18 protein-coding genes and 2 pseudogenes are annotated in these 24127 nt (G+C 60.4%); 3 read left to right on the top strand and 17 right to left on the bottom strand.

What is annotated here, in order from left to right; translation table 11 throughout:
* Positions 1–33: 33 nt before the first annotated feature.
* Together M0D64_RS42910 and M0D64_RS42905 are read right to left on the bottom strand one after the other, a co-directional pair.
* Positions 34–3000 (bottom strand): Tn3 family transposase, encoded by a 2967-nt coding sequence (locus tag M0D64_RS42910; RefSeq protein WP_266240857.1) that lies wholly within the window; start codon positions 2998–3000, stop codon positions 34–36.
* A gap of 1102 nt (positions 3001–4102) precedes the next feature.
* Complete coding sequence (locus M0D64_RS42905) at positions 4103–5011, bottom strand: SDR family NAD(P)-dependent oxidoreductase (RefSeq protein ID WP_266240858.1); 909 nt, start codon at positions 5009–5011, stop codon at positions 4103–4105.
* A gap of 99 nt (positions 5012–5110) precedes the next feature.
* Here M0D64_RS42905 and M0D64_RS45000 point away from each other — a divergent pair.
* Positions 5111–5305 (top strand): annotated as a pseudogene (locus M0D64_RS45000) (IclR family transcriptional regulator C-terminal domain-containing protein); the annotation flags it as partial.
* Here M0D64_RS45000 and M0D64_RS42900 read toward each other — a convergent pair.
* The 9 genes and pseudogenes from M0D64_RS42900 to M0D64_RS42855 form a co-directional block, all read right to left on the bottom strand.
* Complete coding sequence (locus tag M0D64_RS42900; protein WP_266262067.1) at positions 5293–5856, bottom strand: gamma carbonic anhydrase family protein; 564 nt, start codon at positions 5854–5856, stop codon at positions 5293–5295. The pseudogene M0D64_RS45000 and the gene M0D64_RS42900 sit on opposite strands and share 13 nt — an antisense overlap.
* Positions 5857–6042: 186 nt before the next feature.
* Positions 6043–6351 (bottom strand): BON domain-containing protein, encoded by a 309-nt coding sequence (locus M0D64_RS42895; RefSeq protein ID WP_266240859.1) that lies wholly within the window; start codon positions 6349–6351, stop codon positions 6043–6045.
* 191 nt (positions 6352–6542) lie between these two features.
* Positions 6543–7583 (bottom strand): porin, encoded by a 1041-nt coding sequence (locus tag M0D64_RS42890; RefSeq protein ID WP_266240789.1) that lies wholly within the window; start codon positions 7581–7583, stop codon positions 6543–6545.
* A 92-nt stretch (positions 7584–7675) separates the two neighbouring features.
* Positions 7676–9235, bottom strand: coding sequence for a class I adenylate-forming enzyme family protein (locus tag M0D64_RS42885; RefSeq protein ID WP_266240790.1), 1560 nt, complete (start codon positions 9233–9235; stop codon positions 7676–7678).
* Positions 9236–9252: 17 nt separating this feature from the next.
* Positions 9253–9396 (bottom strand): annotated as a pseudogene (locus tag M0D64_RS42880) (acetyl-CoA C-acyltransferase); the annotation flags it as partial.
* 20 nt (positions 9397–9416) lie between these two features.
* The gene (locus M0D64_RS42875; RefSeq protein ID WP_266240860.1) at positions 9417–10919 is read right to left on the bottom strand and encodes a tripartite tricarboxylate transporter permease; all 1503 of its coding nucleotides are present in this window, start codon (positions 10917–10919) and stop codon (positions 9417–9419) included.
* Between the two features lie 17 nt (positions 10920–10936).
* A complete protein-coding gene (locus M0D64_RS42870; protein ID WP_266240791.1) occupies positions 10937–11359 on the bottom strand; it encodes a tripartite tricarboxylate transporter TctB family protein in 423 nt (140 codons plus the stop codon).
* Positions 11360–12100: 741 nt separating this feature from the next.
* The gene (locus tag M0D64_RS42860; RefSeq protein ID WP_266240793.1) at positions 12101–12664 is read right to left on the bottom strand and encodes a nuclear transport factor 2 family protein; all 564 of its coding nucleotides are present in this window, start codon (positions 12662–12664) and stop codon (positions 12101–12103) included.
* 451 nt (positions 12665–13115) lie between these two features.
* Positions 13116–14444 carry an aspartate aminotransferase family protein gene (locus tag M0D64_RS42855; RefSeq protein ID WP_266240794.1) on the bottom strand — a complete coding sequence of 443 codons (1329 nt, stop codon included), beginning with the start codon at positions 14442–14444 and terminating at the stop codon, positions 13116–13118.
* Between the two features lie 51 nt (positions 14445–14495).
* Here M0D64_RS42855 and M0D64_RS42850 point away from each other — a divergent pair, with 51 nt between their 5' ends.
* Positions 14496–15161 (top strand): GntR family transcriptional regulator, encoded by a 666-nt coding sequence (locus M0D64_RS42850; RefSeq protein ID WP_266240795.1) that lies wholly within the window; start codon positions 14496–14498, stop codon positions 15159–15161.
* A 23-nt stretch (positions 15162–15184) separates the two neighbouring features.
* Here the strand turns inward: M0D64_RS42850 and M0D64_RS42845 are convergent, their stop codons facing one another.
* From M0D64_RS42845 to M0D64_RS42820, 6 genes are read right to left on the bottom strand one after another with little or no spacing between them, the layout of a single operon-like run.
* Positions 15185–16951, bottom strand: a complete 1767-nt coding sequence (locus M0D64_RS42845) for a hydantoinase B/oxoprolinase family protein (protein WP_266240796.1) — start codon at positions 16949–16951, stop codon at positions 15185–15187.
* Positions 16948–19056, bottom strand: a complete 2109-nt coding sequence (locus M0D64_RS42840; protein ID WP_266240797.1) for a hydantoinase/oxoprolinase family protein — start codon at positions 19054–19056, stop codon at positions 16948–16950. Before M0D64_RS42840 ends, M0D64_RS42845 begins: the two co-directional genes overlap by 4 nt.
* Positions 19057–19059: 3 nt before the next feature.
* Entirely contained in the window at positions 19060–19854 is a 795-nt protein-coding gene (locus tag M0D64_RS42835; RefSeq protein ID WP_266240798.1) for an SDR family NAD(P)-dependent oxidoreductase, read from the bottom strand.
* Between the two features lie 2 nt (positions 19855–19856).
* Complete coding sequence (locus M0D64_RS42830) at positions 19857–21005, bottom strand: S9 family peptidase (protein ID WP_266240799.1); 1149 nt, start codon at positions 21003–21005, stop codon at positions 19857–19859.
* A gap of 21 nt (positions 21006–21026) precedes the next feature.
* The gene (locus tag M0D64_RS42825) at positions 21027–21926 is read right to left on the bottom strand and encodes a 3-keto-5-aminohexanoate cleavage protein (RefSeq protein ID WP_266240800.1); all 900 of its coding nucleotides are present in this window, start codon (positions 21924–21926) and stop codon (positions 21027–21029) included.
* Positions 21923–22852, bottom strand: coding sequence for a tripartite tricarboxylate transporter substrate binding protein (locus M0D64_RS42820; RefSeq protein ID WP_266240801.1), 930 nt, complete (start codon positions 22850–22852; stop codon positions 21923–21925). The genes M0D64_RS42825 and M0D64_RS42820 overlap by 4 nt, the downstream gene beginning before the upstream one ends.
* A gap of 578 nt (positions 22853–23430) precedes the next feature.
* Between M0D64_RS42820 and M0D64_RS42815 the strand changes: the two genes are divergently transcribed.
* On the top strand, positions 23431–24015 hold the full coding sequence (locus M0D64_RS42815; RefSeq protein ID WP_266240802.1) for a recombinase family protein: 585 nt from the start codon (positions 23431–23433) through the stop codon (positions 24013–24015).
* Positions 24016–24127 lie beyond the last annotated feature (112 nt).

The following is a 24127-nucleotide window of genomic DNA, read 5'->3' as shown; positions in this document are numbered from 1 at the left end:
GGGGTCGGCTCAGAATTCGGAAAAAATCGTACGCTAAGCTGCTTGCAGGGGGCGTAGCGGCCTGAACTTGCCCGCTCCGATCCTGATGCTTCCGCGCCAGAGGTAATCGCCGGTCAGGTTGATGTGCTCCCAACCCAGCGGTGACAGGTATTGCAACAGTCCGTCATCGACACCGTTGCCGTTACCACGCAACGCATTCGCCGCCCGCTCCAAGTAGACCGTGTTCCACAACACGATGGCCGCCGTCACCAGATTGAGGCCGCTCGCCCGGTAGCGCTGCTGCTCGAAACTGCGATCACGGATTTCGCCTAGGCGGTTGAAGAACACGGCGCGGGCTAGCGCGTTGCGGGCCTCGCCCTTGTTCAGCCCGGCATGGACGCGGCGGCGCAGTTCCACGCTTTGTAGCCAGTCCAAGATGAACAGCGTGCGCTCGATGCGGCCCAGCTCGCGCAAGGCGACAGCCAGGCCGTTCTGGCGTGGGTAGCTGCCGAGCTTGCGCAGCATCAGCGAGGCCGTCACCGTGCCCTGCTTGATCGAGGTGGCCAGCCGCAGGATTTCGTCCCAATGGGTGCGGACGTGCTTGATGTTGATCGTGCCGCCGATCATCGGCTTGAGGGCGTCATAGGTGGCTTCGCCCTTGGGGATGTAGAGCTTGGTGTCGCCCAGATCACGGATGCGCGGTGCGAAGCGGAAGCCCAGCAGATGCATCAAGGCGAAGACATGATCGGTGAAGCCAGCCGTGTCGGTGTAGTGTTCCTCAATGCGCAAGTCGGACTCGTGGTACAGCAGGCCGTCGAGCACATAGGTCGAGTCGCGCACGCCGACATTGACCACCTTGGTGTGAAACGGCGCGTACTGGTCGGAGATGTGGGTGTAGAAAGTCCGTCCTGGGCTGCTTCCATACTTCGGGTTGATATGACCAGTGCTTTCTGCTTTGCCACCTGCTCTGAAGTTCTGGCCGTCCGATGAGGACGCAGTGCCGTCACCCCAGTGCCCGGCGAACGGGTGCCGGAATTGGGCATTCACCAGCTCCGCCAGCGCCGTTGAATAGGTTTCGTCGCGGATGTGCCAGCCTTGCAGCCACGCGAGCTTGGCGTAGGTCGTGCCGGGGCACGATTCAGCCATTTTAGTCAGGCCCAGATTGATCGCATCGGCCAGAATGGTGGTCAGCAAGAGATTTTTGTCCTTGGCCAAGTCGCCCGATTTCAGGTGCGGAAAGTGACGGGTGAAGCCCGTCCACTCATCGACTTCGAGCAACAATTCGGTGATCTTGACGTGCGGCAGGATCATGGCCGTCTGGTCGATCAGCGCCTGTGCGTTGTCGGGCACCGCGGCATCCAGCGGCGTGATCTTCAAGCCGGACTCGGTGATGATGGCGTCCGGCAGTTCGTTGGCCAGTGCCATGCGGTTGACCGTGGCAAGCTGCGCTTTCAGCAGCGCCAGCCGGTCATGCAGGTACTGGTCGCAGTCGGTGGCAACGGCCAGCGGCAATTCGCTGGACTGCTTGAGGCTGGCGAACTTCTCGGTTGGCAGCAGGTAGTCCTCGAAGTCCTTGAACTGGCGCGACCCTTGCACCCAGATGTCACCTGAGCGCAGCGAGTTTTTCAACTCAGACAGGGCACACAGCTCGTAGTAGCGCCGGTCGATACCGGTATCGGTCTTCACCAACTTTTCCCAGCGCTTCTTGATGAAGCCGGTCGTTGCATCGGCGGGCACCTTGCGGGCGTTGTCGGCATTCATGCTGCGGAGCACCTCAATGCCATCGAGCACGTCTTTGGCGGCGGGCGCGGCCCGCAGCTTGAGCACGTCGAGGAATTCCGGCGCATAGCGGCGCAAGGTGGCATAGCTCTCGCCGATACGGTGCAGAAAATCGAAGTCCTCGGGCTGAGCGAGCTTCTGTGCCTCTGTGACGCTCTCGGCGAAGGCATCCCAGGACATGACAGCCTCGATGGCGGCGAACGGGTCACGGCCAGATTGCTTGGCATCTATCAGCGCCTGGCCGATGCGCCCATACAGGCGCACCTTGGCGTTGATGGCTTTGCCGGACGCCTGGAATTGCTGCTGATGCTTGTTCTTGGCGGCGTTGAACAGCTTGCCCAGGATGCGGTCGTGCAGGTCGATGATTTCGTCGGTTACGGTAGCCATGCCCTCGATGGTCAGCGCCACGAGAGTGGCGTAGCGTCGCTGCGGCTCGAACTTAGCTAGGTCGGCAGGCGTCATCTGGCCGCCCTCTCGGGCGATCTTGAGCAGCCGGTTCTGGTGAACCAGCCGCTCGATGCCGGCGGGCAGTTCGAGTGCCTGCCAAGCTTTGAGGCGTTCGATGTGTTCGAGCATGTGGCGCGAATTCGGTTTGACGGGTGACTGACGCAGCCAGGCCAGCCAGGTCGTCTTGCCGTTTTCGCGACGTTTCAGCAGGTCGTCGAGGCGACGGCGGTGCGCGTCCAACAAAGGCTCGGACAACGACGCATAGATGCGCCGATTGGCACGGGTGATGGCTTCGGAGCAAATGCGCTCGATGACATCCAGCGCCGGGATCATAATGTGCCGGTGGCGAAGCGAGTCGAGGACACTGGCAGCCAGCACGATACCTTTGTCCGTCTGCAAGGCCTGTTCGGTGGCAGCATGGACGGTCTGCCGGTAGTGTGTCAAGCCGAACGGTTCCATGCCAAGGTATGCGCGCAACTCAAGCAGATGCTCACGCCGGGTTTCCTCGCGCCCGGCATACTTTGACCAGCACGCCGGATCGGTACGCAGTTGCCGGCCAATCCATTGCAGCAGGGACGCCGGCACCGTGGTATCGGGCAGCAGCCCTTGGCCTGGAAAGCGCAGCAAGCACAATTGCACAGCAACCCCCAGCCGGTTCGCATTGCCGCGCCGCAGGCGAATCAACGACAGGTCAGTCTCGCTGAACGTGTAATGCCGGATCAATTCGACTTCGGTATCGGGCAATGTCAGCAGGCTTTCCCGCTCGGCGGCGGACAGGATCGAACGGCGTGGCATGCAGTCTCCTTTTTCTTGAAAACTTAGGTTTTCGAGAAGATCCACCGTCTCATCCAGGCGTATTATCTTCAGCGATAGATGGCGGGAAAATTTCAGCGCTATTTGGTGCGAATGGACGGTGCTGACGGCTTTGCGCGATGCGTTCTCGGGGTGACGTCCCCAAGGACCGTGATCGACCCTGTAGCGGCCAATCGAGGCATCGTGCAGGCAACGACCGGTGTCGAAAGCAACACGGAGATTCAAGACGACGGACTCAAAAGGCGGCTACCACAGCTCGTCCACTAACATACGTTGCCCGATAGGCGTGTGGGGAAGCCTTTCAATAGGCAACAACTTTAATGCGCTCTGTGAGATCCGGTCCAGCCGGCTTGGCAATGCCGTGCGTCGACGTGATGTATCAGGACGTGCCGGCACCGCGCGTAGGCGTTTTCGCCAGTACTCCGGCTGCATCGCGACACACGGCTGCACTGTCGCGTCAACGTTGTCCGAATGCTCGAGACGGCCAATGACGACCTCGATGTGATCTGAACCTGGTCGCGCCACCACATCCATTTCGTGCCGCCGGGTACGGGCGAAGAAAGCAGGTTCAGCATTTCGTCGTTCATCTGGCGAGCAATCAGTCGATAGAGCGTTGAAAACTGATCCTCCGTGATGCGCCCATTTGCGGCAGTCAGCGTGACCGATGAAATACCGGCAAGTTTCAGCAGGCGTCGTTGTCTCGACGGCTCCACTTCTGTTTCGGCAAGGAACTCGCGGAGGAAGCACGATGAAAGCGTAAGGCTGAGATCAGACATAGAGAACTGCTGATCCGGTCTGGGCGTCAATCCATGACGGCAAGGCTCGAGTGGCGCGACAAGTCGAAAAATCGGCGACAACCAGATGGGTTTCACCGAAACCTTTGATTCCGGCGTTCATGTTATGCCTGGAAGGTTCTTGAAGAACGAGTTTGTGGGGACTCGCAGCCGGTAACGGGGGCCTCCCTGTTACCGGCGCCGCGAGCCTGACGCCGCGATCCTCCCGCGGCCGTCGGCTCGCGACGATCTTTGTTGGCTCCGCCGGGGAGCTGGCCGGATTGGGCCCGCCGCCGGACAGCCGGTTCGCGCTATCGACGGATCGCGGCACTGGCCTTTTCGATTTCATTGCGTCCTTGTTCGATGGCGGCCAATGGAACCGTCGAACCCGTGCGGTCCATCACCTGGGCGAGCAATCCGGCGAGTCGTTCGGGCGCGTCGACATCCGCACCAATGTGCATGCCGTCCGTCATCGTAATGTGCGCAGCCTCGAACGTGCCGGCACCCGCGCAAAGTATCGTTCGCGTCGGTGCGGTTTCGTGAGCCAGCACCAGCATCGCGGGCACGACGGATTCGGGCGTCAGCAACTTCTCCATATCGGGCATCAGCCCGTCGGTCATTCGTGTAAATGCGGTCGGTGCGATGGAGTTCACGTGGATATTGTATTTGCTTCCTTCGATCGACAGCGTCTGCATCAAGCCGACCAGCGCCATTTTTGCCGCGCTATATCCGGATTGTCCGAAGTTGCCGTACAGCCCGGACGAGGAGGTGGTCATCACGATCCTTCCGTAGCTGTTGTGCCGCATGATGTCCCATACCGCTTTCGTGCAGTTCACTGCTCCCATCAGGTGTACGTCCATCACCAATCGGAAATCCTCCAGGGCCATTTTCGCAAATGAACTGTCGCGCAAGACTCCGGCGTTGTTGATCAGGATGTCGACGCGCCCCCATTTGTCGACGGCCTCAGCAACCATCGTTTGCATCGCGTCGAAATCGGTGACGGACGCGCCGCTGGCAATTGCATCACCCCCCGCGCTACGAATCTCGTCGACGACCATTTGCGCTGCCGCCGGAGAAAAGCCGGAGCCGTCGACCGTCCCACCCAGATCATTGACGACCACTTTCGCGCCACGTGCCGCGAGCGCCAGCGCGTACTGACGGCCGAGACCGCCACCGGCACCGGTGACGATTGCGACCCGCCTGCTGAAATCCATGTTCATACTAAAGTTTTTCCTGTTCCGGTTTAAATTGAATATGCACCTGGTAACGCGCAATTCTGGCAATAATTAGATTGATTTAATGTTGCGGCCTGGTGTTGCAATCACGGGATAGTCGAGCAGGGTGGGTCGTCAGTGAACGCCCCTGTCTACGAAAGCACAGGCAGAATCGTCGCGACCATCGATGTGTCAGGTCCGGAATCGGCGTTCGATCCCAACAAACCTGAGTCCTTCTATCTAGACGCCGTACTGAACACGGCGTCCGCGATCTTCGCACGCCTTGATTATCGAGCCTGATCGGATTCTGGAAGGACGGCAGGCAACGCCTGAACGGCACGTAGTCCGTTGCGGTAGTGCGCGGCACGTTTTGCATAGTCATCGGCAACCTTGGCGAGCCTGGCAACTTCTTCATCGGCAAGCTGGCGGGTAACCTTCGCAGGCGCGCCCAACACCATCGAGCGGTCCGGCACTACGGTTCCCGACGTCACAAGTGCGCCCGCGCCAATCAGACACTCGCGACCGATCACTACCCCGTTGAGTACGACGGCCTGGATGCCGATGAGCGAGCCTTTTCCCACCTTGCATCCGTGCAGCATGGCCTGGTGTCCGACGCTGACGTTATCTTCGATCTCCAATACAAAACCGGGATCAGTGTGAAGGATTGCGCCTTCCTGAATGTTCACGCGGTTTCCGATCGTGATCCTGTCGTTGTCGCCACGGATTGCGGCGCCAGGCCAGACGCTGACCTCGCTAGCAACCGTCACGTCGCCAATGACCGTGCTCTCGCCCGAGATCCAGGCATCGGATGCGATGGACGGTGTCAGGTCGTCCAGTCTGTAAATGGTCATTCGAATACTTCTCCAGAGTGCGGTTTGGCCAGTGAGTCCGGCCAAACCGTCGCATACGTTAGAATCGGCCCGCGTCGACCTTCATGCCGATCTAGCGGTGACTCCCATCCCTCGTTAAACCGCTAGGCAACCACTAAAACTTCGGTTTGCATTGGGATCCCATCCCTAAATCCGAGGCAACTTGAGTCAAAGCCTTTGTTCATCTACGCGGATCTCATTTCGAACCGACTTCACGCCGTCGACTCGCTGCGCGGCATCAACTGCGATCGGAATTTGCCCAGCGTCAGTCACAGAACCTAATAGCGTAATGTCACCGCTTCTGGCTCTAACTATCAGGCGCGTTGAGTTCAGTCCCTTTGTGCGGGCAAGGGCCTGACTGACTTTCCTGACTAACTTGCGGTCCGCGGCCCTGATGGCCTTTTGAGACGGCACGCTGGCCGCTTCAGGAACCGATGTGGACGCGCTACTACCGCTCGCCTCGCCCGGCTGTGCCATTACACTTGACGAGATTGCTATAGATGCCGCTATAAAAGCGAGTGCACGACCTTTTGTTTGGTTCATATCCTAACCATCCTGTTGTCAAGAATTCTGCAAACTTGCCGACCGCCTGGCGAACTCAGGGGCCGCCTGGTCGAAATAGGCATAGATTGACTTCTTCAATAGAGAATCACCGCAGAGTGGCGCAATCAAAACTGCGTCATGATGCCGATGGAGACACCTGTTGTCGAGCTTGCCCCGGGTCTTAGATTGAATACAGCGACATTGATCGGATCCGTTTTGTATGCACCGGAGAAACCGTTTCGATCAACTTCCGCATAGAGTTCGGTTCGCTTGGAAAGATAATATTCTGCGATCGCGTATGTCGTAATCTTTCGGCCGCTTGCACCGCCTACGTTACGCAGGTTGCTCGCAATGTCATCGTAGAGCGCAACTGTTATCTGAAATTGTGGCGTGACTTGGTAGACAATGCCTCCAGCCGGAATCTTGTCGTGCCGCTCCGGCGTTTTCCCGGATGCACCGGTCACTCTAAAATCGGAATAGGTGAGGTAAAGACGGGCGGCTCCTAATTGCCATGCACCGCCGCCCTGCAGAACCGCAGCGGACTGCGTTGCATCGGCGTTGTAGATTTTCTGATATCCGACGCCGGCAAGCAGTGTCTGGTATTGATACAAGCTAGCCGCCGAATAACTGGATCCCGCACGCGTGCTGCCGGCCACCCCTCCAAAAGAATAGCTGCCGCTGAACGTCAGCCCACCTATCTTGTTTCGATACTTGATGGTGTTGTTGAAATCGATGTCCAACGTGAAGAAATTTGCTCCATACACCACGCCAGGCACGATCGCCAGCGACACTCCGCGAGCATAGCTTGGATCGAGGACAATCCCCATATCTTCGAACGCACTTTTCTGACGACCCAGCGTGATACGTCCGGCATCCCCCGTTAGACCCACATAGGTTTCTCTATAGGACAATGCACCGTTGCCGCTCACGAAATCATTTTCAAGCTTGAAGATTGCCTTCAGATTGCTGCCGAGGTCCTCTGTTCCCTGAAGAGCGAACTCATTGCCAGCAATGATATTGCTGTCGAATCCCAGTACCGAGCCGCCTTTGACACCATTGACCCATCGGACGCCGCCACCAATTCGGCCGAACAAGGTGACGCTCGATTGCGCGTTCGCTGCACCTGCGAGAACAGTTAAGACTGTGATCACGAGTATTTTTTTCATGGATCTCCTCTCTAACATCAATGATTAATGTTGTTGTATGTAGTATTACTAATTAATGTATAAAAAATGATTCGGAACTCACCGGCTGGATCTCATGCCAGCGTCTCACCGTGATTCTCCGCGATCCGTTCGCGCAACTCGCGTTTCAGAACCTTGCCGATCGGGTTGCGCGGAAGCTCGTCGAACACAACGACCTTTGCGATCCGCTGAACCTTGCCGAGCTTCTCGTTGGCCCACTGCTGGATGATTTCCGGGTCCACGTCGCTGCTCAGGACCACGCAAGCCACAGGCGTTTCGCCCCAGCTGATGCTGGGAGCGGCGACAACGGCGACGTCGACCACTTCGCGATGCTGCAAGATGACGTTCTCGAGATCCGACGCATAGACGTTGAAGCCTCCTGAAATGATTACGTCCTTCTTGCGATCGAGCAGGTGGACGAAACCGTCTTCGTCAATCCAACCGATATCGCCGCTGCGCTGGAAGCGCCTGCCTTCGCCGTCGAACCAGCTGGCGTCCAGCGTCGCCTGTTCGCGATTGTGATAGCCGGACATCATCGACGGCGATCGCCCGACGATCTCGCCGACTTGTCCTTGAGGAAGCACCTTGTCATCGTCGATGACGCGCAAATCGACATATGCAGGCGGGATGCCAACCGTGTCGAGTTTGTCGAGGCGTTCATGCGCACGCAACTCGCAGGTGACGCCACCTTCGGTCATGCCATAAAACTCAGTCAGGCCGCCCGCTGGCCAGCGGGTGAGAATGTCGCGTTTTATCACAGCGGACAACGGCGCGCTGGTGGAGAATTTGTTACGCAACGACGAGAGATCGAAACGCGAGAAATCCGGATGGCGGAGGAGTCTCGTGTACTGCACCGGAACCAGGATGACGTCCGTCGGCCGCCAGGTTTGCGCGAGCGTCAGCCACCCGGTTGCATCGAATTTTTCCATCACCTTGACGGTCCCGCCACATGCCAGCACCGTGAACAACAGGAACAACGTCGTGTTGGAGCAAAGCGGGGTCGAAATGATCGTGCGAGTTTGCTCGTTGAGTGCGTAGCGGTTCTCGATTACTTCAGCTTCACGCGCGCGAAAGCCCCGGCTTTGCAAAATGCCCTTCGGTGTTCCCGTCGTACCCGACGAGTAAATCAGGTTAAATCCATGGTCCAGCGACATCGACACAGGCGGAGGGGTATCGGGTGCTCCTTCGATGAAGCCGTCGAGCGCCGCATCGTCGAACCGTACGATATCCGAAGTGCACAAACGCATTTCGTCGGCAAGTGCAAGTGCGTCCGCCGCGTAATCGTTCGCGACGAACAGCAGGCGCGCGCCGCTGTCTCTCACCATGCTCGCGCAGGTGGAGGCGGACGTATAAGTCGAAAGCGGCACGACGCAGGCGCCCGCGCGCAGTATTCCCAACATGAGTTCGACATAGGCGGCGGAGTTCGGCGCGAGCAACGCGACCTTGTCCTGGAAGGCGACTCCTCGCGTCAACAACGCCTGGGCTATCCGGTTCACACGCCTGTCGAGTTCGCCCCACGTGACCGAGCGATATGTGTCCGCTATAGCTGTACGGTCGGGACTGGACAACGCCGTCTTGCGCAACCTCAAGTCGATGTCGAGCGTGCCCTCTCCGTCGATGGCCTTCATCATCATGTTCTCCCTCATTCCTTTCACGATACGACTTCGAACAATGCCGCAGCACCCTGACCGGCGCCTACACACATGGTGACCACGACATGCCTGGTGCCACGGCGACGACCCTCGATCAGGATATGAACTGTCATCCGGGAGCCGCTCACACCGTACGGGTGCCCTGACCGGGCGAGTTCGCCTTTCAAGTGGGCTTTGTCTTCCGAGTCGCCTCGCCCGACTTGAGGAAGAAGGTCAGTACCTGCCACGCGACGAACAGGCCGATCAGGGCGAGCAGCGTTCCGCTGATTGGCCGCGTGACGAACGCTGAGAAGTGGCCCCGGCTCAGGAGCATTGCGCGACGGAAGTTCTCTTCCAGCATGGGCCCGAGGATGAACCCCAGCATCAGTGGCGCCGGGTCCATGTCCAGCCGCATGAACACGTAGCCCAGCAGGCCGAACGCGGCCGTGATGTAGATGTCATCGAGGTTGTTGTTGATGCTGTAGGTGCCGATGCAGCAGAAGAACAGGATCGCCGGGAATAGCACGTTGTACGGGATCTTGAACACCGACAGCCAGTAGCGCACCAGCGGCACGTTGAGCGTGATCAGGAAGCAGTTGCCGATCCACATGCTGGCCACCAGCCCCCAGAACAGGTCCGGGTGTCCGGCGATCATGTTAGGCCCCGGCTGGATGCCCTTGATGATGAAGGCCGCCATCATCAGCGCCATCACCGGGTTCTCCGGGATGCCGATGCTCATCAGCGGGATGAAGCTGGTGCGCGCGGCAGCCTCGTCGGCGGCCGCCTGGCCGGCCACGCCCTCAATCGCGCCGCTGCCGATCTCGTCCTTGTACTTGCTGACCTTCTTGTCCACCGCGTAGGCGACGAACTGCGCGATCACCGGGCCGCCGCCGGGCAGGATGCCCAGGAACGAGCCAATCGCGCTACCGCGCAGGGCGCTCGGGATGATGCGCTTGAACTCCGCCCAGCTCGGGATCAGGTGGATCTTGCCGTTGAAGGGCGAGCGCTCCTCGTGGGCGTCGAGGTTCTTCGTGATCTCGGCGATGCCGAAGCAGCCGAGTGCCACGCTCACCAGCCCGACGCCATCGGCGAGGAACGGCAGATCGAAGGTGAAGCGTTGCACGCCGCTGGTGACGTCGGTCCCGATCTGGCCGAGCAGCACGCCGATCAGGCACATCGCCATGCCGTTGAGCAGGCTACCGGTGGTCACGAAGCTCACGCACACGAAGCCCACCAGCATCAGAGCGCAGTAGTCGGCCGGGCCGAACAGGAACGCCACTTCGCCGAGGCTGGGCGCCAGGAAGGACAGCACCACGATGCCCACCGTGCCGCCGATGAAGCTGGACACCCCCGCGGTGAACAGCGCCAGGCCGGTCTTGCCCTTGAGCGTCATTTGGTAGCCGTCGATGCAGGCCACGATGCTGCTGGCGTGCGGGATCTTCATCGTGATGGCGCTGACGCTGTCGCCGTACTGCGCCCCGTAGTAGATGCCCGCCAGCATGATGAGCGCGCCGGTCGTGGGGATCGAGTAGGTCAGCGGCAGGAGCAGGCTGATCGTGGCCAGCGGCCCGAGGCCGGGGAGCAGGCCCACCAGCGTGCCCACCGTGCAGCCGAGCGCGCAGAACATCAGGTTCTGCCAGGTCAGCGCATGCTCGAAGCCGAACGAGAGGTTGTGAAGGACTTCCATCATGGCGGCGGCTCCGTTCAGTACAGCGGCAGGTTCAAGCCGAGCAGCTTCTGGAACCCGAACGCGACCGCGATCAGGCCCGCCGAGATCTGCAGGTTGCGCTTCCACGAGTACGACGTTGCCGCCAGCGACGCGACGAGGACCATGAAGACGATCCCGACCGTCATGTTGATCAGCTTGGAGACCAACGCGAAGCCGCACAGCGCAAGCAGGATCAACGCAATGCTCTTGAGGTTGAAGTTCAAGGGCTCGACCCCAACGAAGCGAGAGCGCACGATCGTGATCACCGCGATAACGAATAGAAGACTGCTCACCAGCAGGGGAAACAGACCCGCTCCCGCATGACTGAGGTCGCCTGTTGGGTAGCGCAGTGAGCCCAGGCCAAAGGCCAGGGAGACTGCCGCGAGGCACAGGCCCCGGACGAGGTTTCGGTCGTTCATACACATTCCCTCACATGGAAAAGGTCACCCGCGCCAGGGCGGTCATGGCCGCACTGTGGGATAAGTACAGGGCTGATTGGCGCACCACACTGGTGTCCCGAGGTAGAAATTCGATTCAATATTTCTCTTCACCAATTGGCGACGTACTGGTTGAATAGACCTAAAGAAGGCATAGGGTTTGCATGGCCTCGATCAGGCGGAAATACCCGCCACGCACCATCTGCGTGTCGAAAGAAGCAGAGCGCAAACGTACCACCCTCCCGCCGCGACGCTTCGACCCGCACGTATCGTCCGTAAGCGCAGCGTGCGTGGCTGAACCGTGTTACCCGCAGCGTTGTGGTCCAATTTGCGGCAAACCATTTTTCAACCATCAAACGTAAGGACATCTCAGCAGTGTTCATCTGACTTTCCTTCGACTACGTTCCCCCGGTTCTGCCATGCCCATTTGCAAGCGACGGCCTGGCCCAAAAGCGTTTGCCCTGCTTCGGCAAAATCATCCGAATGCGCCTTGGTGAACCGCGACGGCGCGAAGGCTTTGCACCCAACGTTTTGCTGCGAACTTCTAACTCGGGACACTAGCTCGACAAACATGCGCTTAGCATGGCTGCGCAAAGCACACGTGCGAGCTCGTCCCGCCGTCAGCGCGCGGCGGCACCTCGCGGGCGTTCAGCCCACGAGGCGAGATCTATCCTTGCGGCACCCTCGGATTGAAGGTGATTCGCACGAGGTCGCGCGGGCCCACTACTCCTTCTTTCCGTACGCCTCGGTCCAGGCCTTGATGTCGCCACCGAACGCCGCAATCGTGATCAGCGGGTTCCAGTACTCGCGATACCGCCACAGCTTCCCGTCCTTCATTTGGAAGAATGTCACGTACTTCTGGTCGTATGGTGCATTCGTTCCAATGATGGACCCCTCGATCTCCAACTCCGATATCGCGGTGTTGGGGTCGGCCAGTTGATGAATCCTTGCAGACACGATTCTGGTGATCTTGATCTTGCCCGTAGTCTGCTGGTGATACTCCAGGATGGCGGGCTTGCCCACGTAGACTGACTGGCGGCCCTTCGGCGAATACGGGAACTCCAGTACTGCGTCGTCGGCCCATATCTTGATCCAATCATCGAGCTTGTTCTGAGCCAACAAGAAGATGTAGGCATTCATCAGCTTCAGAAGCTGCGGTGTTACCGGTGTCTCGGCTTCGTACTGCAGTTGAGGCAGCGCAGGCGCCGCCTCGCCGGCCGCCACGGCGCTGGCGGCGGCACCAGCGGTGACTGCGGCAACGGCGACATTTGTGATGAGTTTCTTCATCGCGGATTCTCCAGGTTGAGAGGAAGAGATAACGGTTGGTTGGAGCGTGTTGCTTTGCGCCCAGCCCGTGAGTGGCACCATTGGTCCAAGGACCAACGCCAGGATGCGACACAACGATCGACAACGAGATAGCAGTCCGTGCATGGTTTTACCTGGAGACAATCGGTGCTGAGTCTCTGTTATAACACATTACATGTAGAATGCAACAGCATTGTTGCGGAGGCTATGATCGACTGTCTTGGGTGGGCTCTTGCAAGTCAGGTAACTACGCACTCTTGCGTGCGCCACCCGGCGTTCGATCGGAAACGAAAGGCTTTCGGCCACGCATCGAACTCAATGCCGGACGGCAGGGGGCGACCGCCGCCGGTCCGAGTTGGTCCGACCTGCGCAGAGCCGAATCAGGACATTGACAGGCCCCGGCCGCCCGAGACTCCTCGGCGGCACAATGCCGTCACACCGCGGCCCGAAGAAGAGGCGCCCACCTGGCGGCGAAGCCGTTGAGCGCCGACTTCAAGGCCGCGATATGACGCTGTTCCACCGGCAGCGATACGAAGATGTCACCTCTACTGGCCACGACAACACCCTCTAGCAACAGTTCCAGATGCAGTAGACGCATCAGGCGCGCGCTGATCCTGGGGATGTCTGAAGGGTTCGCCGGTTCGGAGCGGACGAAGTGGACGCTGAACATCGAGCCCTGACCGACGCACCGCATGGGCACGTCAAGCGAGGAAAACATGGCATTGAACTCCAGCCTGATTTCCTCGCAGGCGGCGTCGAACTTATCCGCGCGGCTCGCGGTGAATATTTGCGACAGGCCGGCGAGGCCCGCTGACATCGTGCAGGGATTGTTGTTAAAGGTGCCAGCGTGCCTGAAAGCGTTCGGCGCGGAAGGATCGAACCTCTGCATGAAGTGCTGTCGGCCGCCGAGCGCACCGCAGGGCAGCCCGCCGCCGAGGTACTTTCCCAAGGTCGTGAAGTCGGCCGAGATGCCCAGACGTCCCTGGATGCCGCCGGCGCCGCAGCGCGAGGTCTTGACCTCGTCGAAGATGAGGAGCACGCCTGCGGACGCGGTGGCCTCCCTCAGCGCCCGCAGGAAGCTGGCGGTACCTGGAATGTTGCCTGCAGCGCCCAGGATCGGCTCGACAATCACTGCAGCGAGCGAGTCTGCGTGGCGACCGATAGTTTCTATCGCCCCTTGCGTGTCGTTGTAGGGGACGTACACGTACTCCCAGGGGATGTTGAGCACGCTGGGAGGCGTGGAGAACGCCAGTACGCCCCCGTGATACGCGCCCTCGAACACCAGGATCTTGCGCTTGCCCGACAGCGCGATCGCAGCGGAGAGGGCGAGGATGTTTGCTTCCGTGCCCGAGTTGCAGAAGCGCAGCTGCTCAATGCTCGGGAAGCGCGAGGTGACCAGGTCGGCGAGCGCGACCTCCCGGTCACCAGGCCCGCCCATCACGATGCCTTGGTCAAGCGCGTCGCGAATCGCCTGCTTGATGATCGGGTCGGAGTGTCCATAGAGCCCAGCCGAGAATTCGCCCACGAAGTCGGAGTAGCAGGCGTCATCCACGTCCCAGAGGTCGCTGCCAGCTCCCCTCTTGAAGGTCAGCGGGAAGGGGTCAAAGTGCAGGACAGTCCGCGTGTTGCCACCAGGCATCGACGCTTGTGCGCGTCGGAAAGCCGCGGCGCTGGCCGGACGGCTGTCTATCAGACGTTGGCGAGCAGAGGAGATTGCGCGCTCGAGGTCGTGAGCCACCTCGATGGCCGTTGTGTTGTTCATGATATTATGCGTGTTGTACGAAATAACAGGTAACATGCGACAATGACTCCCATGGATCCCATCGAAAGAAGCGACACCCTGTCGGACAAGGCGTATGAGCGCCTACGTGAAGCCCTGATGTCCGGCGCCTACAAGCCTGGAGACGCCTTGAGCATTCGCGGCTTGGCTGACACCCTTGGCATCAGCGCGACGCCTGCGCGTGACGCAATCAGTCGATTGCTTTGGGAGCGTGGACTGCAAAGCGGGCCTTTTCGGACGGTCCTGGTTCCAAAGCTCACCAAGGAGAGCTTGGGCGACGCGTACGAAGTGCGCCTCAGCCTCGAAGGACTGGCCGCCAGCCTTGCCGCGCCGCGCTACACCGACACCGACGTGGCTGAGCTTGAAGCGATCCACAAGGGCCACGTCAAGGCCGTCAATGGCAGGAACTACCGGGCGGCGCTCGCGGCCAACGAGAGCTTTCACTTTCATATCTACGAGCGCGCCAACAACGAGCTTCTGCTGGAGATCATCCGAGGCGTATGGCTCAAGCTTGGCCCCTCGCTCAATCTCCTCTATCCAAAGTACGTGCAGACGCGGCAGGGCGTCACGCACCACGAGGAGATCGTCTCGGCAATGCGCAAGCGCAATGCCGGCCTTGCGCGCAAGGCCGTTGAGGCTGACCTTCGCACTGGCTTGCAAGAGCTCGTGCAGGCTTTGCAAGAAGAGAGTAGGCTTTGACACCCCCCGGCCTATCGCTGCAGTCATGACGATGCGGCCCATCGACGCGTTGCACGGGTCTCTTCCACGTCTACACGGCCATCCCCGTCGATGCAAACGCCATAGACGTCACGTGCTCGTTCGGGGCTGACCAATCCGCTGCGCACTTGCTCGGCGACTCGCTCCGGGTCACGGCCTAGCGGCGAGCTGAATCCCCCTCCGCCCGGTGTAATCGCGACGACGCTCTCGCCCACGTCCAGGCGAATGGAGGCACTTGGCGGCAATGGCTCAATATGGCCAAGTTGAGTGCGTCGGAACTGAGCGGCCAGTCCTCCGGGTAGCCCACCCCGCACGCCCTGCGGCGCGTTCACACACCCGTCGGCCGAGTAAGTGGCGGTGAACGGCGATGTCGCACGAAACTCGACTCGCAGGCTGCTCGCTCCCGTCCATTCGCCCGCTCCCTCTGTGTCCGGTACGAGTCGCCTCTCCAAGACTTGAATCGGATACAGCAACTCGTCCTGCTCCACGCTATCGATGAAGGCCATGCCGCCATTGCCGACGTGCCCGTATGTGAGCCACGCATCGCCCCAACCCATCGCCGCACCACCAGTGGCGCCTAGAAACAGCTGATTGACGAAGGAGCGCCCAAATCGCTCATCGAATCCTGCGATGACCGACTTGCAGGCCGGCAGGTTTGGTCCAACCTCCGCCATGCCTACCTCAGGACAAGCATCAGCAAAGGCAAGTTGCACCGCAGCGGTCAGTCGATCCGCAACGTTGGTCGTGGCCATGGAGCAACTCGTTGGGTGACGTGGAATCCCTGCAACCGACCCCTCGCGCAACCGAACATCGATCCGCCGGAAGCTTCCCGCGTTCTTGGGGACGTTCTCCTGCAGGCAGTTGAATACCCCCGCAAGGGCCGCTGTGCGAGAGCACGCCTCCGACAGATTGAGCCCACACGGCAGCGCATCAGGCGCCTCGGTCAGGTCAACGCTGATTCGCCCGTTCAACGAGTCCACGGACACGCTGGCGGGCAGCGAGATGCCATTGGGTGGCGTCCCGGGCATGGGGTCGTGCACTGTCGTCGCTCGGCCATTGCCTGTAACGAGGCGACGCACTGCCGCCGCCATTCGCGCCTCTGAGTAGTCCAGCCACTGCCTGGAAAAGGCATCCAACGTTGCCCAGCCCAAGTCGGCAGCCAGCCTCTCGATCTCCTGTGCCCCAATGCGCGCCGCGCCGAGCATCGCCAGGAAGTCGCCATACCATTGGTCTGGCACACGAATGCGCATACGACACATGCGCACGATGTCCTCTACGACGACGCCCCGGTCCTGAACCTTCACCGCCGGGAAGATGAGCGCGCCCTCCTCGTAGACATCGCGCGCCGTCGCCGAGTAGGTCGTCGGAACCGCGTTGCCGATATCGGCCTGGTGCGCCTTGGCGAGTACGGTGAACCGATGCAGGCCGTCTCCGTCGATTACCGGCATCACGATGGTGTGGTCCGCAGGGTGAGAGCAGCCGTGGTAGGGCGAGTTGTGCAGGAAGGCGTCACCACGATGCAGAGCCGGGTGAAAGTCGTGCACGCTACGCGCCATCAGGTCGGGGCCTGAGAGCACGTGGATGGGCAGGCAGTCCGCCGCTGTCAGGAGCTCACAGTCTCTCGTGACAATGCAGCAGGAAAAGTCGCGTGCACGGTTGAGGACGCCTGAACGTCCGGTTCGCAACAGTGTGTTGGCCATCTTCTTGCAGACTCCTTCGAGTCGGCTGTTGATGACACTCAGCTGCGCGCCGTTGAGTTGTGCTTCTTTCATAGATTTCCTGTCGTCGCGGTTTTGCCGTCGACGTGGATCACAAGATTTCCGTCTTCCCGGAGTTCGAACTCCGAGACGTCATCCACGACGATAGATGTGAAGGGAGACTCGACAATGGCAGGGCCGCTGCAGCAGACCCCCACTGAGAGTTGCTCGATGCGATGGACGCGAGCACGTACACGACCTACGCCGATCAGCCCAATGTCGCGCCATTCCAGCGGCGCACCTTGCCCGAGCCAACGTGCCTGCGGCAGCGGTGCGGTTCGCGTCTCGTAGCTCGCGCGTATTGACAGCCCAACAATCTCGACAGGAGAGCCTGGATCGTTGACCGCGTACACGCGCATGTGGGCCGCGTGAAAATCATCCGCGAGACGAGCCACGGCCTCGCCATCCAGGGTCTGCGAGGACACCGGGACTTCGAGTTCCCAAGCCTGGCTCGGGTAGCGCACTTCGGCGTAAAACTGCAACTTGATGGGCTTCGGCGCGGACTTGGAGAATGCCGATGCTTGCTTGCGAAGCCGCTCAAAGACGCTCGTGCTGGCAGCCTCGCTGAACGCGTCGCTGCGCAGATAGCAGGCCGCACGGTACTCGGAGGCAACCTCTGACAGCAGACCACCCGACGCGCTGAGCGCCGCGCCAAGCGCCGGAACCACCAACGTGCGGCAGCCCAGCCGCTTCGCAATATAGATCGAGTTCAGGCCCGCCGCGCCGCCGCCCCCAATGAGTATGGCTGCGGCCGGATCAATCCCCTGGTCTACGCTGATGTCTGCAATGGCCTGCACCATGTTCTCGGTGGCGACGTCCATAATCGCCAAAGCAGCCTCGACCACATTGCAACCCAGCAACCGGGCCACGCGAGCCTCGATGACCTCACGGGCACGCGCTTCATCGAGCGCGATCGTCCCGCCAAGAAAGTACTTGGCATCGATGTAGCCAAGCACAAGTGCTGCGTCAGTGACTGTGGCGCTGTGCTGCTGATGTCCGTAGCAGACGGGACCAGGGTCTGCACCCACGCTCATCGGACCGACATGCAGCAAACCGCCCTCGTCTACCCAGGCGACGCTTCCTCCACCAGCGCCAACGCTCTTGACGTCGACCGACGGAAAGCCCGACATGAAGCCACTGAACGGCTTACCGATCCAGGCCTCGCGCGTAAACGGTACCTCGCCTTTGCGAACCAGGCTGACGTCGTAGGTCGTGCCGCCGGTGTCGGCCACGATGACGTCGCGCCCGGCGCTAAGGCCCTGGGTAAAGTAGCGCCCCGCGACCGGGGCCATCGCGGGTCCTGAGTTGATTGCCCGAATTGGCGCCTGCGCCACCTCCTCGGCAGAACACATTGCGCCCTGCGACGTCACCACCATGAGCGGCCCTGTGTAGCCGCCTCCTCGCAGTCTTTCCTCCATCCCGCCGAGATACCGGCTCATCACTGGCTTGAGCGACGCGTCGATGCAGGCGGAGGTTGCTCGCCTGAACTCGCGGATCGTCGGATTGAGCTCGTGCGAGAGTGTCACCGCCACGCCAGGCAGCATCTCCTTTAACATGGCTCCGACCCGCAGCTCATGCGCCGGGTTGGCAACGGACCAAAGAAGGCAGACTGCCACGGCCTCAACGCCTGCGGCACGCAGGTCGGCAATCACCTCATGCACGCGCGCCTCGTCGAAGGGCGCGATCTCACTGCCCCGCCAATCGATGCGACCGGGAATCTCGAACGTCAGGTGACGCGGTACATACGGCGCTGGAAACGGAGTGTTGTGGTCAAAGGGGTCGGCGCGGCCTCCTTCCCTCAGCGTGAGGACGTCAGGGTGACCCGCGCTTGTCAGCATTGCCGTCAATGCAGTGCGTCTGGTGATGATTGCGTTGATTGCATGGGTCGTTCCGTGAACGAACAGCTCGGTTTCCTGAAGAAGCTGTGCGCTGCTGCATTCGTAGCTCCTGGCGGCCAGCTCTATCGCCGCCAGCACCCCCGCCGCTGGATCCGACGGTACCGTCGGTGCCTTGAACATGCGGACATCGCTTGCTTGTTCCTCGATAACCAGGTCTGTGAAGGTCCCTCCCGTATCGGTCGAGATGACGAATCGCTTCCGACTGAGCTCGCCCTGATTCATGTGTTACTCCTCCTTCATGGCGATGCCAGCGGCACGCCCTTCGTCAACTGAGATCACTGCGCCGAAGATGCCCCTAACGCGGCCATCGGACAGGAACAACGCGGTCTCGGCGATTTCTTCCGGTGGCGTGAACGCCCGGGCGCTCGGTGTGATTGACTGAATCCAATCCCGGCGACCCTGATGCTCGGACGCGGTCCGGATTGCCGCGTTCATGGGAGTTGCCGTATTGCCCGGTGCTATCGCGTTCATCGCCACGTTGAACTGAGCGAGCTCCAGGCCAGCGGACTTGGTGAACGCCACGACAGCGGCCTTAGTAGTCGAATACAGCGAATAACCTGCAGTTGGGACAAGTGCCGCAATCGAAGCGATGTTGACAATCCGGCCTGACCTGCGAGCGATCATTCCCGGCACAACCGCCGAAACTGTGTGAATGACACCTTTGAGATTCACGTCGATCATGTCGTCGATCTGCTCGGGTGTCAGCGAGCCGATTGGTGTCGGGTACCAGACACCAGCGGAGTTGACCAGGATGTCGACGGGTCCCATGCGCTGCCCCACATCTGCCACGAGAGAGGCCACGGCCTTCGCGGACTTGACGTCCACCACGAAGCCTTCACATGCAGCCTGCGCCGTGCCAATCTCGCGCGCAACCGCGCGGGCCTTCTCCAGGTTCTGGTTGCCGACGATCGCGACCGACGCGCCTTCCGACAAGAATCGCTCCGCAATGGCACGGCCGATGCCGGACGATCCCCCGGTCACGAGCGCAACCTTTCCCTTCAATCCATCGCCGCCGCGCATACTCATCGGCAGGTTCCTCCAAGTTGCTCGGCGAACCAGTCACCAAAGACGTCCGAGCCGAGATAGCGGTTGTCCAACTGACAGTGAGCAGCGCCACCGTCTTCCTTGGTGAAGATCTTGAGCGTCTTGACCTTCGACGCAGCTTCGTCGTACGTACGCTGAGCATGGTCCAGCGGCACTTGCCTGTCGTCGGCGCCGTGGGTGACAAGCAGCGGGCAAGTCACGCGGGGCATCACGTCACGGAGGTTCATGCGCCTGGCAATAGCCAAGCACTCCTCCGGCGTCTGGACGCCGAAGCACCACAGGGCGTGCTCGAGTACGGCAGGAACTGAGTCGGCTCCATCCGTCGCGTTCGCGCGCCTGGCAGACAGCTCGCCAAAATCGTAGAGCGCACCCCAGCATGCCACGGCGCGGATGCGAGGCTCGTACGCGGCGGCGCGCGGTGCGAAGTAGCCGCCCATACTGATGCCGGCGAGGCCGATACGATTGGCGTCAACGTCGCTACGCGTGCAGGCGTAGTCGACGATAGCCCTCACGTAGTTCTCCGTTTCGACTTCTGCGGTGAGCCCGCGCTCTCGGATCGCCTGCCCTGCGCCAGGCTGGTCGACAATCAATACCGACAGCCCCCTGCGCGAGTAGCCCTCCAGGTAGGGATACTGTGACTCCTTGACCGAGTCGAAGCCCTGCAGATGAATGACCATCGGACGCGGTCCCGGCCCCTCGCCAGGCACGAAGAGTGCCGGCATCGAGCTGGCCTTGTAGGGGATGTCCACAAACTCGACCGGGTCTCGGTTGAGCACCCGTGCCTTTTTGTAGGCGACCAGCGACTTACCGTAGGTGGCGAGACGCTGTGGATCGCGGTGACTGAGCATCCGCTCCGCTTTCAAATAGTACATCGACGCCCGGTGATAGCGGCGCGCTGCTGAAAAGTAGTGCCCCTTTGCTTCTTCCGTCTGCGCCAGGCCCACCATGTGGTCGCCGAGTTCGGCGAACGCGCAGTGCCACCGTTGACTTGCCTCCACAGCCTCGATGGACTGATAGGGCTTGAGCCTGCGCAGTGTTGGTTCGAACTCGGGGAAGTTGCCTGCCTCCTCTGCTAGCGTGGTCGCTGCGAGGTTCCAGGCATAGTTGCTTTCGAAGTATTCGATCATAGGTATCTCTGACTAGCCCATTTAGTTGGCCGTGCTCACTACGCCCAAGCCAATGATTTCTCGCGCTTCGTCCGGCGAAGCCAGTTGTCCGCCGAGCTCACGTACTATCCGCGCGGCCTTCTCCACCAGTTCTTCATTGCCACGCGTCAACTCACCCTTGGCCACGTAGATGTTGTCTTCCATGCCCACGCGCACGTGCCCTCCCAGAAGGAACGACTGGGCAACGATCGGGAACGAGTGCCGGCCAATACCGAAAGCTGCCCACGCAACGTTCGTCGGGAGCATGCCAAGTGCATACAGCAGAGTCCGTGCGCTCGAATCAAAGCCCCACCGACTGCCCAGCACGATCTGCACCATGCAGTCCTCGGGAATCGCCCCGGACCGGATGAGGGAGCTGGCCAGGTGAATGTCGCCGCTGTCGAAGAGCTCAAGCTCTGCTCGCGTTCCCACGGAACGGATGAGCTCCGCCATGCGTGCCACGCTCGCGGGCGCGTTGATCACAGCGGAATCCCCTGACCACATGGTGTTGAGATCGAGTGTGCAGACCTCGGGACGCAACTCGAGGATGTGCTCCACGCGACGCTCCGGCAGCATCAGCGTTGTTCCCGGGCCAGCTATCGCCGGGTCTTCAAGACCTGGCACGTAGCGCTGCCCTGGACCAGTGGTCAGGTTGATGATGATGTCGCATCCAGAGTCACGCACACGATCCATCACCTCACGGTAGTGCTCGACTTCCATGCTTGGGCGCCCATCCGGGTGCCGCACGTGGATGTGTGCAATGGCTGCGCCAGCGCGAGCGGAGGCAACTACCTCCTTCGCAATCTGCCGGGGCGTACACGGCAAGCCCGGATGCTGCTCGAGCTTCGTGATGTTGCCAGTGACCGCAACCGTGAGAATCGTCTTCTTGGCAGCCGAGCTCATTCGATGTGAATTCCGAGAGGTGGAAGCGTACGTCTGTACTGCGCGATCTCCTCGGCGACGTAGGTGCGGAACTGCTGCGGACCCATGTTGACGACTTCGCTTCCGTTGTCGGTCACGAACTTCACGTAACTTGGGACCTGTTGCGCCTTGTGCAAGCTCTCTGACAACCGCTGCACAACCGCCGGTGGCAGATTCGGTGGCCCGAAAATGCCGCTCCAGGCAGGCAGATCTGCATTGATACCGAACTCGCCAAAAGTGGGGACGTCCGGCAACTGAGCGACTCTCTTTGCCGAAGAAATTCCCAGTGCGCGCAACCGACCGTCCTTCAGGTACTGCATGACGGTGCCTGATCCTTGGAAGGACGAGTCGATGACCCCAGCAAAAAGGTCGGTGAAAGGCGTTCCCTTGTAAGGGACGTGCGTGAGGTCGATGTTGGCTGCCTTGCAGAACAGAGATCCCATGACGTGGCTGCTGCCGCCAACACCCGACGATCCGAAAGTCAGCTTCCCCGGATCCTTCTTCGCTGCGTCCAAGAACTGCTTGAGCGTCTTGAACCGCGAGTTGGGCCCCACGACGAGCACCCAACCTGGCGTGCGCGTGAGCATCGCTAGGGGCGTGAAGCCGTTGAGCGAGTCGTACGGCAGCTTCTTCATGAGTACGGCGTTAGTGGTGTGGCCACCCGTTGTGTATAGGATGGTGTTGCCGTCTGCTGCCGCGCGTGCAACTTCCTGCGACCCGATCACGGTCGCACCACCGGCCCTGTTCTCGACGATGACCGTCAGCCCAGCCGCCTCGGTCAACGCATTGCCGAGCGCACGCGCCGCCGCATCCGCGCCCGAGCCCGCGTTGAACGGGACAATGATGCGCAGGAGCGTCGCGCGGTCTTGCGCATAGCTCGGGAGCATTGGCCCGAGCACACCGAGCACACCGAGCTGGATGAGACGCCTTCGATTCAGTACACGATCACGCATTTGGATTCCCTTTTCCGTTGCATGTTGTCTGTTATAACACAGCGCAGGCAGAGGCGCAAGCGATCCACGTCCGACTTCGAAAGAGCGAACTTCTCCACCAAATAGATCGCCCGGTCGGGTTCTGTCGCGATAACGCGATGGGGCAAGATCTCCGAATGAAAAATCTGCCAGAAGCCCCGGTCAAGGAGGAACGGATTTCGCGAAAGGCCGTGCTGGCTGCTGCTCGCACCAGCCTCGAAAACACGGGTTTAGATGCCTGACCTCGACTTATCGGGACTCGCCAAGACGCAGCGGGGCGAACACGGCGATAGAGGCATCGGCTATCGCGCTCTAAATGGCTGTAGTGGCGCCACGACCGGCCATTCGGTGGCACCGGACGATTGTCTCTTCGTGGCCGAATTCGGTCCCGTGAACATGTACGAAACCGATCGATTCGGTACATCCCTTGTCACATATGTACGAAAGTAAGTGTTTCGTAGTATCGTACGGCATTCAATAATCGTACGTCGGTTTCGTACACCTTAGAGAGCCGGATGTCGCGAAATTTCATTTATGCCCGCGTCAGCACCGCAGATCAAAACACCGAAAACCAAGTACGCGAAATAGCGGCGGCTGGCTTTGCGGTAGATAAGCGACGCATCGTCACCGAAAACATTAGCGGCAGCGTCACGGCCAGCGAGCGTCCACAATTCGCTCGTCTGCTGGATCGACTTGAACCAGGCGATGTGCTCATTGTCACGAAGCTTGATCGCCTCGGCCGTAATGCGATGGACGTACGCTCGACGGTGGAGCGCCTCGCGATTGATGACGTTCGCGTCCATTGTCTCGCTCTTGGAGGCGTGGACCTAACAAGTGCCGCCGGGAAGATGACCATGAGCGTTCTCATCGCGGTTGCAGAGTTCGAGCGTGACTTGCTAATCGAACGTACTCACGCCGGGATCGCGCGCGCCCGTGCAGAAGGAACGGTGATGGGACGCCCTCCGGCATTGACGGCTATGCAGCAGGCCGAAGTCATGCAGCGTTTGGCAGCGGGCGAATCCGTCTCTCAGCTCGCGCGCGATTACGCCACAACGCGGCAATCCATCATGCGAGTAAGGCGAAAGGCAGAGCCGGTCTGACGTTATGCGTCAAATAGCGCTGAAATTTTCCCGCCATTTATCGCCGAAGATCACAGCTACGCCCCTGCAAGCAGCTTAGCGTACGATTTTTTCCGAATTCTGAGAGGACCCC

It is taken from the genome of Paraburkholderia sp. WS6, from assembly GCF_030464835.1.
Lineage (GTDB): Bacteria > Pseudomonadota > Gammaproteobacteria > Burkholderiales > Burkholderiaceae > Paraburkholderia > Paraburkholderia madseniana.
The sequence above is the reverse complement of the archived record's forward strand: the minus strand, read 5'-3'. Positions and strand labels throughout refer to the sequence as shown.